The sequence below is a fragment of the Arthrobacter sp. NPDC057259 genome (assembly GCF_042668995.1).
In the GTDB taxonomy this organism is placed as follows: Bacteria; Actinomycetota; Actinomycetes; order Actinomycetales; family Micrococcaceae; genus Arthrobacter.
In genome coordinates, this window is record NZ_JBHUYA010000004.1 from 328,137 (window position 1) to 341,086 (window position 12,950).

Annotated in this window: 12 protein-coding genes; 4 read left to right on the forward strand and 8 right to left on the reverse strand. The window is 60.3% G+C overall.

Going from position 1 to position 12,950, the window contains the following annotated elements; genetic code table 11:
• Positions 1-122 precede the first annotated feature (122 nt).
• Positions 123-1,373, reverse strand: a complete 1,251-nt coding sequence (locus tag ACFUCU_RS09240; protein WP_377972144.1) for a hypothetical protein — start codon at positions 1,371-1,373, stop codon at positions 123-125.
• Positions 1,374-1,471: 98 nt separating this feature from the next.
• On the opposite strand from ACFUCU_RS09240, the gene ACFUCU_RS09245 reads away from it, so the two are divergent.
• Complete coding sequence (locus ACFUCU_RS09245) at positions 1,472-2,398, forward strand: glycosyltransferase family 2 protein (protein ID WP_377972146.1); 927 nt, start codon at positions 1,472-1,474, stop codon at positions 2,396-2,398.
• Between the two features lie 128 nt (positions 2,399-2,526).
• Here ACFUCU_RS09245 and ACFUCU_RS09250 read toward each other — a convergent pair whose 3' ends face one another.
• Positions 2,527-3,447 carry a glycosyltransferase gene (locus ACFUCU_RS09250; protein WP_377972147.1) on the reverse strand — a complete coding sequence of 307 codons (921 nt, stop codon included), beginning with the start codon at positions 3,445-3,447 and terminating at the stop codon, positions 2,527-2,529.
• A 128-nt stretch (positions 3,448-3,575) separates the two neighbouring features.
• Here ACFUCU_RS09250 and ACFUCU_RS09255 point away from each other — a divergent pair, with 128 nt between their 5' ends.
• Positions 3,576-4,460: a glycosyltransferase family 2 protein gene (locus ACFUCU_RS09255; RefSeq protein ID WP_377972148.1), complete on the forward strand. Its 885-nt coding sequence runs from the start codon at positions 3,576-3,578 to the stop codon at positions 4,458-4,460.
• 170 nt (positions 4,461-4,630) lie between these two features.
• Here the strand turns inward: ACFUCU_RS09255 and ACFUCU_RS09260 are convergent, their stop codons facing one another.
• The gene (locus tag ACFUCU_RS09260; protein ID WP_377972150.1) at positions 4,631-5,374 is read right to left on the reverse strand and encodes a glycosyltransferase family 2 protein; all 744 of its coding nucleotides are present in this window, start codon (positions 5,372-5,374) and stop codon (positions 4,631-4,633) included.
• A gap of 109 nt (positions 5,375-5,483) precedes the next feature.
• Between ACFUCU_RS09260 and galE the strand changes: the two genes are divergently transcribed.
• The gene (gene galE / locus ACFUCU_RS09265) at positions 5,484-6,515 is read left to right on the forward strand and encodes a UDP-glucose 4-epimerase GalE (protein ID WP_377972151.1); all 1,032 of its coding nucleotides are present in this window, start codon (positions 5,484-5,486) and stop codon (positions 6,513-6,515) included.
• Positions 6,516-6,798: 283 nt separating this feature from the next.
• Here galE and ACFUCU_RS09270 read toward each other — a convergent pair whose 3' ends face one another.
• From ACFUCU_RS09270 to rfbB, 4 genes are read right to left on the reverse strand one after another with little or no spacing between them, the layout of a single operon-like run.
• Entirely contained in the window at positions 6,799-7,209 is a 411-nt protein-coding gene (locus tag ACFUCU_RS09270; RefSeq protein ID WP_377972153.1) for a DUF2304 domain-containing protein, read from the reverse strand.
• A 12-nt stretch (positions 7,210-7,221) separates the two neighbouring features.
• Complete coding sequence (locus tag ACFUCU_RS09275; protein ID WP_377972154.1) at positions 7,222-7,887, reverse strand: glycosyltransferase family 2 protein; 666 nt, start codon at positions 7,885-7,887, stop codon at positions 7,222-7,224.
• A 45-nt stretch (positions 7,888-7,932) separates the two neighbouring features.
• Positions 7,933-9,360 carry a sugar nucleotide-binding protein gene (locus ACFUCU_RS09280; RefSeq protein WP_377972156.1) on the reverse strand — a complete coding sequence of 476 codons (1,428 nt, stop codon included), beginning with the start codon at positions 9,358-9,360 and terminating at the stop codon, positions 7,933-7,935.
• A 3-nt stretch (positions 9,361-9,363) separates the two neighbouring features.
• Complete coding sequence (gene rfbB / locus ACFUCU_RS09285; RefSeq protein WP_377972158.1) at positions 9,364-10,362, reverse strand: dTDP-glucose 4,6-dehydratase; 999 nt, start codon at positions 10,360-10,362, stop codon at positions 9,364-9,366.
• A gap of 973 nt (positions 10,363-11,335) precedes the next feature.
• Here rfbB and rfbA point away from each other — a divergent pair.
• Positions 11,336-12,205 carry a glucose-1-phosphate thymidylyltransferase RfbA gene (gene rfbA, locus ACFUCU_RS09290; protein WP_377972160.1) on the forward strand — a complete coding sequence of 290 codons (870 nt, stop codon included), beginning with the start codon at positions 11,336-11,338 and terminating at the stop codon, positions 12,203-12,205.
• Positions 12,206-12,282: 77 nt separating this feature from the next.
• Here rfbA and ACFUCU_RS09295 read toward each other — a convergent pair.
• On the reverse strand, positions 12,283-12,950 hold a 668-nt coding region (locus ACFUCU_RS09295), incomplete at its 5' end, for an LGFP repeat-containing protein (RefSeq protein ID WP_377972162.1).

The window sequence follows — 12,950 nt, forward strand, 5'->3', positions numbered from 1 at the left end:
GACGGAAGCTGGCTCGATATCCCGAGTTCCCGGGGGCAGGCCGACGGTGTTGCGTGCGTCTCGGGGTCTGCCGGTCTCCGACGCAGAGCCACTCTGGACCCGCTGTCGGATTCACGCCCTGGTCACACCACGCGTAGCGCCGTGACCTTCTGCCGGCTCAGCTGCCGGCGGAGCGCATACGCCTGGTAGGCGAGGACAACGAGTTCAGATACGACGACTGCCCAAGCCACGATCCAAGCGTCGAGGAAGTAGGCGGCGCCGAGAATGAGGGGAACTCCTGCTATTGCACCCAGCACTGTCGAACTGGCCAGGGCCTTTGACTGATTCATCGCAACCAGGCAGGCCAGGCCGATAATCTGCGTGCAGGCAACGACGGTGAACATGAGGCCAAAAGGGAGCGCTTGGGCCATTGTGAGCCTGAGTTCGCCGTGGGAGAGCATGCTCGCGACGGTGGGGGTGGCGAATGTTATGACTGCCCCGCCCAGCAGGCCGAACAACGGGCCAATTATGGCTGCCCGCCGGGCACGATGGGCGACGGTTACGGGTCCTCCCTCCGGCACCCAGCCCTGAATGACCTGCAGTACCGGTGAGAAGGCCACTAGGCCGAACCTGAAGAGTTTGTCGCCCATGGCGTATAGAGGGGTGGCTGCCGGGGCAAGCGCGGAGACCGCGAGGAGGGGCAAGGTCACGTACAGACTCGTGGTCCCGGCCGTAATTACGCCATGGCGTTGCGGAGCAAGGCGGGCAATCGCCGGCCTCAGCCCCATATCGACTCTCGTATTGGCAGGAAGGCCCCGGAGGATTACCGCGCTGGACAGGAACACCCCCACAGCCGTGAGAACGGCCAGCGCGATAAGGAAAAGGGTAAGTTCCCCGGTCACGCTGAGGATAAGGAAGCCAACCACGACCCCCACCATCTGGGGGAGGGCATCGAGCAGGAAGAGCCGGAGTGGTCGGGCCTCCCCTATGAAATACCATGTCGCTCCAAGGAAAGGCAGCAGATACGCAACCGATCCAGCAATCACCACGCCGACGCTTGCGGGAGAGATCAAAAGCATCACCACGATCATTATCGGAAGCGTGAAGATGAAGAGATAGGCCCGTGACACGAGTGACTCCAAGTACAGTGCGGGCCGCGCCTCCCGTGGGATGCTGGCCACAGTGGCCGCACCGGTCGTTCCCCACCCGAAGGCAACGAGAACGCCGAAGAGAATGGCTCCTGTCTGGATTACAGCCAGACTGCCCCAAGCTGCAGCGCTTGTCCGGCCGATGATCAGGGGAACTGTGACCAGACTCACGACCGTCGACGCCCCAACCGTAGCGGCGAAGCTAATCAGGCGGCGAATGTGGGCAGATCCTGCTCTGATGGACACGGGACTCCTGTTCGGGGGGGACCATACGATTCTAGGCGACGGGCCGAAGGAGTCCGTCCTATAGACTGCTTGGACTGGTCCCGCACTTAGGAGATGCATTGACGTTTGCGGCCGTTGTCGTTTCGTACAACCGAATAAAGCTTTTAGAAAAGTGCCTTGTCGCGCTGGAGTCCCAGACCGAACCATTGGACGAGATCATCGTGGTCGAGAACGGTTCGACGGACGGCAGCGCGGACTACGTGCGAAAGAACCATCCAAATGTGACCTTGTTCGAGACGGGCAAGAACCTTGGCGGCGCCGGCGGTTTCGCGTGGGGACTGGACATTGCCATGGCTAAAGGCCATGAGGCTGCCTGGCTGATGGATGACGACGCCGAACCGGAGTTTGATGCCTTCGCCCCGCTGAAAGAAGCGTTCCAAGCAACGGAGCCCCGCCCCTCCGTTCTCGCTTCCTTGGTTACCCACGGGCGCGACGTTTTCAACACTCGCAATCCTCCGGTCATTACGACAGATGCCAAGCGGCACATGGATGCGAATGCCGCCGGCGGTGTGGCGATCGATACCGCTACCTTTGTTGGCGTGCTGGTCAACCTGGGCTTCGCGCGGGAGACCCATCTACCGTTCGTCGACTTCTTTATCTGGATCGACGACTCTGAATACACGCATAGGCTGTCCCGTAGGGGGCTGGCAATGACCGTTCCGGCGAGCATGGTCAACCATCCCGTTGCCAAGGGGACGACCGCCGACATGGGGCCGCGCCTTTACTACCACATTCGAAACACCCTGTGGTACGTGCGGGAAAAGGACACCGGTCGGAACTCAAAGATCATCAACCTGGGCGGCCTGGCCATCCAGACCCTGGAGCAGGCTGTCAAGGCCGAGAACAAGATGGGGTGGGTTTCAGCTGCCGCCCGCGGATGGTTCCACGGAGTGTCCCGTCGGCCGCGGCGTATTGCGCCCGGAGGCCTGGTCTCGACCCTTCCCCGTGAGGACCGCCAGGCTCTGGGAATTAACGCTCTCAAGTAGCTGTCGTCCCTGGTGCTGCCAGCGGTGGCGCATCAGTGACAGCTGAGCCCGGACTGTGTCGCACAATGCGAACGGCTTCGCACGTCCGGGCCAGCAGGCCCACACGTTTTCGCCTCCGGTGCGCAGCCTTAGAGAGTCGTTAGCCTGTCCTGGACCGCCTGGGGGATTCGTCCTTGACGGCCCCGAAGCCCATCGCGTGTCCCGAGGACGATAGCCTTGAGCAGCGCCATCCGGTTTGGTCCGTAGGTCACGCGTATCAGGTGGAAGATGGTTTCAAGGGTCACGCGCTTGAGAATCCAAGCAGGTTGGCCAAGAAGGTATTTGCGGGTCAATTGGGTGCTGTTCCGCGCCATGTAGTAGACGCGGAATGGGGCATGGTAGTAAACGTTCAGCCCGCGTCCGGCGATCTTCACGCGAAGACCCAGGAACTTCATCGGACGTGCTTGCCCCAGGGCGTGGGAGAGGTCGCAACCATCGCCTGTGATGAGGCGGTAGCCGTGCTGTCGCAGCCGCGCGGTGTATTCCGAATCAACAGCATCGATAAAGAGCGACTCATCGAGGAGGCCCACGTGGTCCAGTGCGGTGGCAGAAATAAGCGTGCCAGACTGCATTGGGTCGAAGCCTTCACCGAATTCATCCTTCCCTGGAAGCATATCGATACGCGTTCCGTTGTGTGTCTCCGGGGTGACCGCACCCACCCTGATCCCAGCACGCGCGGCGCGTTGCGCAGTCTCGAGCGCGCGCTCGACGAAATGCGTGCCAATCTCGGAGTCCTGATCGAGCGTTAGAATCCATGCCGGATCCCAGGCGGTCCGCGCCTGCTGTATGCCAGCGTTAAGCGCGGCCCCGATTCCCTTGTTCTCGCCGAGCCTTATGACCTGGGCAATATCCGCCAGTTGCTCCAAGGTGCACGAATCGGGTGAGGGTGAGCCGTCGTCGACAACCACCACGTTGTCCACTTGGCGCCGTAGCCTCCGGACCCGGTCAACGACTTCAGCAGGAGGGTTGAAAAGTGACAGTACGGCGACGATGGAGTCCTGCTGCGGCAATGGGGGTCCTTCCAGGAGCCGGGATCTCGGGCTGTTCGTTACAGTCTATCGGCGGATGCGAACGCGCTCGGTCCGGTAGCATGGTCAGGCGCCGTCTGGCGCAACAACGATGGTGGGAGGATCTCTCTATGGCCGTAGTCGACGTCATGCTGCCCTATTACGGGGACGTGGGACTTATGAAGAAGGCTGCCAACAGCGTCATGGCTCAACATTTCCATGACTGGCGGCTGCGGGTCTTCGATGATGGCTACCCGAGCAAAGAGCCTGAAGAGTTTTTTGCCGGCATTGATGATCCGCGGGTTTCCTACCAAAAGAATGCCGAGAATTTGGGGGCCAACGGAAACTACCGTAAAGCCCTCTCGCAGGCGGATGCTCCTATTGTGGTCATCATGGGTGCCGACGACATAATGCTGCCCAACTATCTCGACGTCGTTGTTCGCTCCTTTGAGGCCCACCCGGAAGCTGCAATCGTGCAGCCGGGAGTCCAGGTAATTGACGAGAACGGCATCGCGGTCAATCCGCTCGTGGATCGGGTCAAGAAGGCTTGCGCACCGCAGACATCAGCGCCGCTGGTGCTCGCCAACGAGGACCTGGCCGCTAGTCTCCTGCGTGCCAACTGGACTTACTTTCCGTCGCTTGCGTGGCGTGCGGAGGTAGTGCAGGGGATCGGGTTCACAGAGGGGCTGGATGTCGTGCAGGACTTGGCCATGCTTCTCGACGTCGCGGACCGAGGCGGTGCTCTGGTCGTGGATCCCGAGCTCGCTTTCCTGTACCGTCGACATTCTGCATCCGACTCCTCGGTCCGCGCCCTTGACGGTCGTAGATTTGAAGAGGAGCGACGATTCTTCCAGGACCAGGCGGAACGGTTCCGAGCCCGCGGTTGGACGAAGGCCGCACGCGCCGCAACCACCCACCTTATGAGCAGGCTGAACGCTGCCTCCCTCGTGGGCAAGGGCCTCGCGGCCGGCAACAGGGCTGCGGTGCAGAAGCTTCTCAAGCACGTAGTGGCCTAAGCTTCCAGCAACTCAGCAATTTAGAGGGGCAGCGCCACGAGGCGCCGCCCCTCTACGTTCTTTGCTCCTACCTCACAGCCAGGTGGTCGCTGGACTCCAGCTGGAGCGTTATCCGGACGCGGTCCGTCCATCCTGATGATCGCGGGGAATCCGTCAAGCAGCGCCAGAAGCTAAGCGCTTATCTGTCCTTTGCGTCGTTTCACTGCCTCAACGAAGGCCTTGCTGAGCATCCAGCGTGATTTCAGAATGGTTGGAATGCCTCTGAAGGTTTTGGGCGTTGTGTTGTTAGCATGAAGCCGTCGGCTTAGGGTTTCAATTTCGAGGTGGACCATGGTTCCTCGAACGTTTGCGAGCATAGCCAACCACTGGTCGTGAGTTTCGTAGAGAAACGGGGGAAAGGGCAGGCTGCTTTGGATGAAGCTCCGGCGGAAGGCCATGGCGCAACCGTAATAGGGAATGATGCCGATCCAGAGCCGGGTTAGGTTCCGGACTCTGTGACCACCGGTGCCCTGTTTGAGGCGCAGTTGTTCGAGCTTCCGCGGTGTGCCTTCGAAGTAGCTGAAATTTGAGGCGACGGCTTCTGCGTTATCAAGTGCCCGTACCAGGGCGTCCACCCGACCGGGCAGCCAGAGGTCGTCTTGGTCCGAGAGCATGACAATCTCTCCGGTACTGAGCCCGAGAGCCTTCTCGAAGTTGCGAACATATCCGAGATTGGATTGGTTGAAGTGGACTTTCACCCTTGGGTCGCGCATGTTTGTGAGCCATTCGCGGGTGCCGTCTGTGGAACCATCGTCGACAATGATTACTTCGTCGGGCTCGGTTAGTTGCGCGAGGATGGAGTCGAGCTGCTCGTGGATGTGCTGGGCGCCGTTATAAGCCGCCATGCAGACGGATACGACCGGTCGTGTGGGCATGCATATTCTCCGGCGGGTTGGGTGTAGGGCGTCCCCCATCATATCAATGGGCAGTTACGTGTTCGTGCCCGATTGAACGTGGGCGGCTGTGTGCCGATAGCCTGAAGGCATGAAGATTATGGTTACCGGCGGGGCTGGCTTTATTGGCTCCCATACTGTCTTGCAGCTACTTGAGCACGGCCACGAGGTCATGGTGTACGACAACCTGCGCAACGCCAGCCCGGTGTCGCTTGAACGGGTGGGAGAGCTGGCCGCCACACCCATGAAGGCTTGCTGGGCCGACCTGCTGGACACAAACGCGCTGGAAGCAGCAGTGGAGGAATTCCAGCCGGACGCGGTGATCCATTTCGCTGGCCTGAAGGCCGTGGGGGAGTCGGCCCAAATCCCGTACGAGTACTACATGAACAATGTAGTGGGCACACTGAACCTGCTTGCGGCCCTGAAAAAGCATGGCGTCACCCGCCTCGTGTTCAGTTCTTCGGCCACCGTCTACGACCCCCAAAATCCGCTTCCCTTGCTCGAGGGGATGCGGCGCAACGCCACCAACCCGTATGGCCGCACCAAGCAGCAGATCGAAGAGATTCTGGAGGACGTGGCGGCGGCGGACCCCACGTTGCGGATCGCGGTCCTGCGCTACTTTAATCCTGCAGGCGCACACAATTCAGGTCGTATCGGTGAAGATCCGGTGGGCACACCGAACAATTTGCTGCCTTTCGTGGCGCAGGTTGCGGTAGGTATGCGGTCTGTGGTGCGTGTGTTCGGCGACGACTACGACACCCCGGATGGAACTGGGGTCAGGGACTATATCCATGTAGTGGATCTTGCCGCCGGGCACCTGGCCGCGCTGCATTACCTAGAAAGCAATTTTGGCCTGTTCACATGGAATCTGGGCACGGGGCGGGGGACGTCCGTGCTGGAAGTCATTGATGCTTTTGCCAAGGTCACGGGCCGCCCGGTGCCGTATGAAATCGTGGACCGCCGGCCCGGTGATGTCGCTGTTAGCCTCGCCGACCCGTCCAAAGCCTTGCGGGAGTTGGGGTGGAAGGCTGAACGATCGTTCGACACCATGTGCGCGGACCATTGGAGGTGGCAGGAATCCAATCCGTCCGGCTACACGGCGCTGCCGTCCCAGCCAATCTGACGGGCGTAAGCTCTTCGGCCCCAAGTCAACCATATCGAGGACCTGCGGGTCGGCCGACATTTGCGGGATGCTCCGGCCTAGCGGCTGCCGCCAAACCCGTGCTTGGAGCCGCACCATTGGTGGAAGACGAAAAGAACCGCAATTACGACGAAGGCCCTGGGCACGGTCTAGACCGTACCCAGGGCCTTGGCGCCTAGCCTTGCAGTTGGCGCGTGTCAGCCTAGCAAGAATGTTCCGACGGCGGGACGGGCCAGTGGCCGCACCCTGGCCGGTGCAATTCCTGTCAGCGTTCAGACCCGGATGCCGCGGTGGGCTGCCGTTTGACTGGAGCCTGCAGGCGAGGGCGGTCGTCTTCCAGCCACGGGCGGGGGGCCTCATCAAGGGCCATGCGCCTCGCCAGGAGCGTCAGCGCGAACTCTGACTGCCGGAAACGCTGATACGTCGTTGACATGAAGACAAAGAAACAGAAGATCAGGGCATAAAGGACCAAGTCTGTGCCACGCCCGATGCCCAGGAACTGCGCCACGCGAGTCAGCAGGTCGGGGACGAAGATAGAGATTGCGGCGGCGAAGGCAAATACCATCAGCAGCAACCGCCGGATCGCCAAGTGCCGCGTATTTGACCCACCGCGCATCAGAGCCAGCGACACAAATATTACCGCGATGACCAGAACAAGCTGGACTATGAAGATCAAGGGTTAGCCCTCCTATTTAAAGAACAGGTCGGCAACGATGTTCACCGAATTGAGCAGGGACTGTCCTTTGGCCTTCGAATAGTCCGTATAGATGATGTGCACCGGGTGTTCCACATACCTCACCTTGAAGGCTGCCAACTGGTGGACCAGTTCCGACGCATGCGCCATGCGGTTCTGTCTAAGCTGAATGCGGCTGGCAATATCCCTGCCCAGAACACGCAGCCCGTTGTGGGCATCGGTCAGGTCCAGTCCCGTGGACAATTTCATCTGCAGGGCAGCGACCTTGAGTACTAGCCGCTTCATGGCCGTCAGTTTCGTCCGGGAGTCCAGGAACCTCGAACCGAGCACCACATCCAACGATTCCGTTCGCAAGCGCTCCACCATGGCCACGGCGTCTTCCACGCGGTGCTGCCCATCGGCGTCAAAGGTAACAATGGAGTCGGTCTCGGGGTCCTGCAGCGCGTACTCGATCCCTGTCTGCAACGACGCACCCTGGCCAAGGTTCACAGGATGCTCGACCACCACGGCGCCCGCATTGCGGGCTACAACTACTGAACCATCACGGCTGCCGTCGTCAACACACACTACGTTTGGAAAGGTCCCCAACAGGCCTTCGATGACCTTGCCAACAACGGTTGCCTCGTTGTACATCGGAATGACAACCCACGTCTTACTCACCGCACTATCCTCTCACACAACCACAAACACCCCGACGCGCAGCACTCACTGAATACTCGATGAATTGAGCGGCAGCTCGCGGAGGCGCTGGAGCTGATCCACGGGAGAGAATCCTGTTGACTTGATCTTTGCCAGGTCGAGGACGCTGTTGAGCGGACGCGGCGCCGCAGCTTTGCCCGCGAAGTACTCCTCGGTGCTCACTCCGGTTATGGCATCCGGCGAAGCGCCGCACGATTCGTACACCTGAGCGGCGACGGCCGCCCAGGACAATGGCTCTCCGTCGTTGGAAAGGTTATAGGTGCCGTACTCCGCGCTGGTGCCCAGAAGGTGCTTAATGCCTGCAGCAATGTCCGCGGTGAAGCTCAGACGGCCGATTTGATCCTTTACGACGGACGGCTTGATGCCCTTTCCGGCAAGTGCGGCCATTGTCCGAACGAAATTATTTCCGTCTCCAATTACCCAGCTGGTGCGAATTATGTAGTGCCGGGGCACCAGGCTCACGGCAGCGTCGCCGGCTGCCTTCGTTTGGCCATACACCCCGAGGGGGCAGGCTGGGTCATCCTCCACGTACGCGGATGACTTTGTGCCGTCGAAGACGTAGTCCGAGGAGACATGGACCAGGGTCAGGTTGTTTTCGATGGCGATGCGGGCCAGGTTGGCCACACCCTTAACGTTCACATTCCAGGCGGCTTCCCGGCCTTCGGCAGTTTCCGCGATATCCACCGCGGTAAAAGCAGCAGCGTTGATAATTGTGGAGTAATTTTTCCAATTCAGGCCCTTCCCGGCGTCCGGCGAGGCCAGATCAAATTCGTTTCGGCTTGCGAAATCTACCGACCGGTCACCGTCGTAGGCGTCCCGGAGTGCCCTGCCTAGTTGACCGTTGGCGCCCAGCACGAGGGTCTTCTTGGCTTGCATCGGCGCAACGTCATGAAGCCGGGGATGCGCCTTATCTTTGTCGGAGAGTTCGGCCTGCCCGAGGGGCACCGGCCACGCAATGGACACGGTTTCGTCAGCGAGGTTCAGGAAGGTGTACTGGCCTTGAGCGTCGGCGGACCAGTGGTCGTTGACCAAGTAGGTGTAGGCGGTGTTGTCCTCCAGCGTCTGGAAGGCGTTGCCTACCCCCCGGGGAATGAAGATGGCTTGGCTGGGATCCATTTCAGCAGTGAAGACGGCCCCGAACGTCGGCCCCTCACGCAAATCCACCCAGGCACCGAAGATCCGGCCGGTGGCCACGGAGATGAACTTGTCCCATGGCTCGGCGTGGATGCCGCGGGTAGTGCCGGCCGATTCGTTGAACGAGATGTTGTTCTGCACGGGGCGGAAGTCCGGCAGCCCGAGCGCCACCATCTTTTCCCGCTGCCAGTTCTCCTTGAACCAGCCACGATTGTCTCCGTGGACCGGGAGGTCGTAGAGGACGACGCCGGGAATCGGAGTTTCGTGCGCGGTGAGCTTTTTCGAGAACTCGATCGACATGGGTTACTGGCCCTGTTCCTTGTACTTGGCTTCGGTGGCGGCCTTCTGCGGGCGCCACCAGTCCTCGTTGTCCCGGTACCAGGCGATGGTGTCTTCGAGGCCGGCCTCGAAGTTGGAGAACTGCGGCTCCCAGCCGAGTTCCTCGCGCAGCTTCGTGGAGTCGATCGCGTAACGCATGTCGTGGCCGGGCCGGTCCACGACGTGGTCGTAGGCATCCGGCGCCTGGCCCATGTGCTTGAGAATGAGCTCGACGACGTCCTTGTTGTTCTTCTCGCCGTCGGCGCCGATCAGGTAGGTCTCGCCAATCCGACCCTTGGCGATGATCGCCAGGACAGCTGAAGAGTGGTCGTTGGCGTGGATCCAGTCACGGACGTTCTCGCCCTTCCCGTAGAGCTTGGGCCGGATGCCGTCGATCACGTTTGTGATCTGACGCGGAATGAACTTCTCGACGTGCTGGTACGGGCCGTAGTTGTTGGAACAGTTGCTGATGGTTGCCTGCAGGCCAAAGGAGCGCACCCAAGCGCGGACCAGCAGGTCCGAACCCGCTTTGGTGGACGAGTACGGGCTGGACGGGTTATATGGCGTGCTCTCGGTGAAGCGTTCTGGGTCGTCCAATTCGAGGTCGCCGTAGACTTCGTCCGTGGAGATGTGGTGAAACCGCTTGTTGTGCTTCCTGGCAGCCTCGATCAGCGTGTAGGTCCCGATAATGTTTGTGTCAAGGAATGGCCGCGGGTCATGCAGGGAGTTGTCGTTATGCGATTCGGCCGCGTAGTGCACCACGACGTCGGCCGCGGCCACCAACTGATCCACCAGAGCAGCATCGCCGATATCGCCCTGAACGAAAGTGAAGCGTTGCTCGGGCAGCCCTCTGAGCGATTCCAGGTTGCCGGCGTAAGTCAACTTGTCTAGAACAGTGACCTGCAGGTCGGTGTTCTCCAGAACGTAGTGGACGAAATTGGAACCAATGAAGCCGGCGCCGCCGGTAACGAGGAGTCGTTGCATGATTCAAGATCGTAGCCGAAAGGCTGTGAACATTGTTTGAACGAAGGGATGCACGACTTGAACTTGCCGGCTGGCCAACTGCGTCCACCGCGAGTTGTCGTTGACCCCGGACCGCCCCGTCTGCTGTGGAAGCTTCGCGGGACTCTCCATACTCGGAAGAACAGGTTTTCGGCCTTCGCTGTGGCTGTTCTTGGTGCTTCAGTCCTCACACTCGTGGCTTGGATCAGACTTCCCGGCTTGACCAGGGCCGAGGACGGCTTCTTCCTTCGCTACCAGATGGACCGTGGCTTATTCATCGTGGTTCTTGCCCTACAGTTCACTAACTTCGAGAGGGTTTCGCGCTCCGTTTAGCGGGGGCATACCTGGGGATCGCGGTAGCATCGGTTGGCTTCTGGTGGGAAGGCGTAGACCGTAGAATTTCAGCGTTCAGGGAAGGCGTCGGGTAGACAAATTTTGGAGGAGCTCTCCTCTCTGTTGCTACGGTGATGTGGGCTCGGGCTGTCGTAGACGCATTCTAGGGATGGGCGACGTGTATCTCCGCGAGGGCGTCCGCAGCGGTTTCCGCAGTTTTCTGGTGCGCCGCTCCGAATGGCGAAAATTCAACCCCACGGTACGCGGCTGCTCCGGCTATGTTTGCCCATGGAGCACTGTCCCTGGCCTCAGGGCGCTTGCTCTGGAGCCGCGAAACGAAAGGAACTGAGCCCGCGTTGGCAGCACAGCCCCGCGGAATCACATCCAAGAACGGCGCCGGTACAATACTTGCCACAAAACCATTTCCCGGCTTCTAGCGCCCACTTTATCGAGCCAACGGCCCATTGTGGGGAAATCAAGTTCCGGTGGAACGATCCGCGTATGCTTCCGACCCGTAGGTCGCCGAAGTGCCGGCGTTCGCGGCACCCCGGGGCTGGGAGTACGAGTGGGTAGCGATATCGTGTAAAGGATTGCGAACCAACGACAACGAAAGAAGGTGAGCGTGCGAGGAATCATTCTCGCTGGCGGTACGGGATCAAGGCTCCACCCGATCACGCTCGGCGTCAGCAAGCAGCTCGTCCCGGTCTACGACAAGCCGATGATCTATTACCCGCTCTCGACCCTGATCCTGGCGGGCATTCGGGACATCCTGATCATCACCACTCCCCATGACGCCGAGCAGTTCCAGCGGCTCCTTGGGGACGGATCACAATTCGGGGTGAACCTGACGTACATCCAGCAGCCGTCTCCTGACGGGCTGGCGCAGGCCTTCATCCTGGGTTCCGAACATATCGGGAACGAGCCGGTGGCGCTGGTCCTAGGGGATAACATTTTCTATGGCCCGGGTATGGGTAAGCAACTCCGCCGCTTCGAGAACATTGAGGGCGGCGCCGTATTCGGCTATTGGGTCGCCGATCCCAAAGCGTACGGGGTTGTTGAGTTTGACGCTGACGGAAGGGCAATTTCACTCGAAGAGAAGCCGGTAAAGCCAAGAAGCCACTACGCGGTACCGGGTCTGTATTTCTACGACAACAATGTCGTGGAAATCGCGAAGAATCTGAAGCCTTCGCCTCGCGGGGAACTTGAAATTACCGATATCAACCGAACCTACTTGGAGCAGGGCAAGCTGCAGGTTGAGATCCTACCGCGCGGCACCGCCTGGCTTGACACCGGAACGTTCAATGACCTCAACGATGCCTCGAACTTTGTTCGAACGACAGAGAACCGTCAGGGGCTCAAAATTGGGGCTCCGGAGGAAATCGCTTGGCGTTTGGGCTTTCTCTCAGACGATGACCTGCGCGAGCGCGCTACTCCTCTCATCAAGAGCGGATACGGCCAATACCTGATCGACCTGCTTGAGCACGGCACCTAGACGGTTCGAAGCTCTACACAGCGGCGACCCCTCCCACTCTCGGGATGGGTCGCCGCAGTCGTTATGTGGATACTTTCCTAAGGTCGTGTGATCGTGGTTCCGGCGCCCGTGGTCCAGCTAATGAGCCCGTTTTGGTAGGTCTGGGTGCAGGTGTCTTCAGTGGGTGTGCATGTGATCGGGCTAGTGGGGTAGCCGAGGGTTCCGCGTTCATAGCCGTTGGCGGCCCAGGTGTCGCGGATGGGTCCGGTGGGGCTGATTTGGGCGCCGGTGGTGGGGGACCAGATGATGGCGCCGTTTTGGTAGTTCTGGTAGCAGCCGCTGTCTTTTAGCCCGCAGGTTTGCTCTGAGGTGGGGTAGCCCAAGGAGCCGCGTTCAAAGCCGGAGGCTTTCCATGAATCCCGTACGGGACCATTCTGAGAGGAAAAGGCACCTGTAGCGGGGGACCAGATGATCGCGCCGTTCTGGAAGTTCTGGTAACAGCCGCCGTCTTTCAGCCCGCAGGTTTGAGGGGTGGTGGGGTAGCCGAGGGTTCCGCGTTCGTAGCCGGTTTTTTGCCAGGTGTCGCGGATGGGTCCGTTGGGTGAGGGCTGGGCGCCGGTGGTGGGGGACCAGATGATGGCTCCGTTTTGGAAGTTTTGGTAGCAGCCGTCGTTGACGAGTCCGCAGGTGACGGGGGTGGTGGGGTAGGCCAGTGGTCCGGTTTCGTAGCGGGTGGCGGCCCAGGTGTCGCGGATGGGTCCGGTGG

Coding starts and splice junctions, on each gene's coding strand:
- ACFUCU_RS09255 (WP_377972148.1), top strand. CDS start 3,576: ATGGCCGTAGTCGACGTCATGCTGCCCTATTACGGGGACGTGGGACTT.
- ACFUCU_RS09260 (WP_377972150.1), bottom strand. CDS start 5,374: ATGCCCACACGACCGGTCGTATCCGTCTGCATGGCGGCTTATAACGGC.
- galE (WP_377972151.1), top strand. CDS start 5,484: ATGAAGATTATGGTTACCGGCGGGGCTGGCTTTATTGGCTCCCATACT.
- ACFUCU_RS09280 (WP_377972156.1), bottom strand. CDS start 9,360: ATGTCGATCGAGTTCTCGAAAAAGCTCACCGCGCACGAAACTCCGATT.
- rfbB (WP_377972158.1), bottom strand. CDS start 10,362: ATGCAACGACTCCTCGTTACCGGCGGCGCCGGCTTCATTGGTTCCAAT.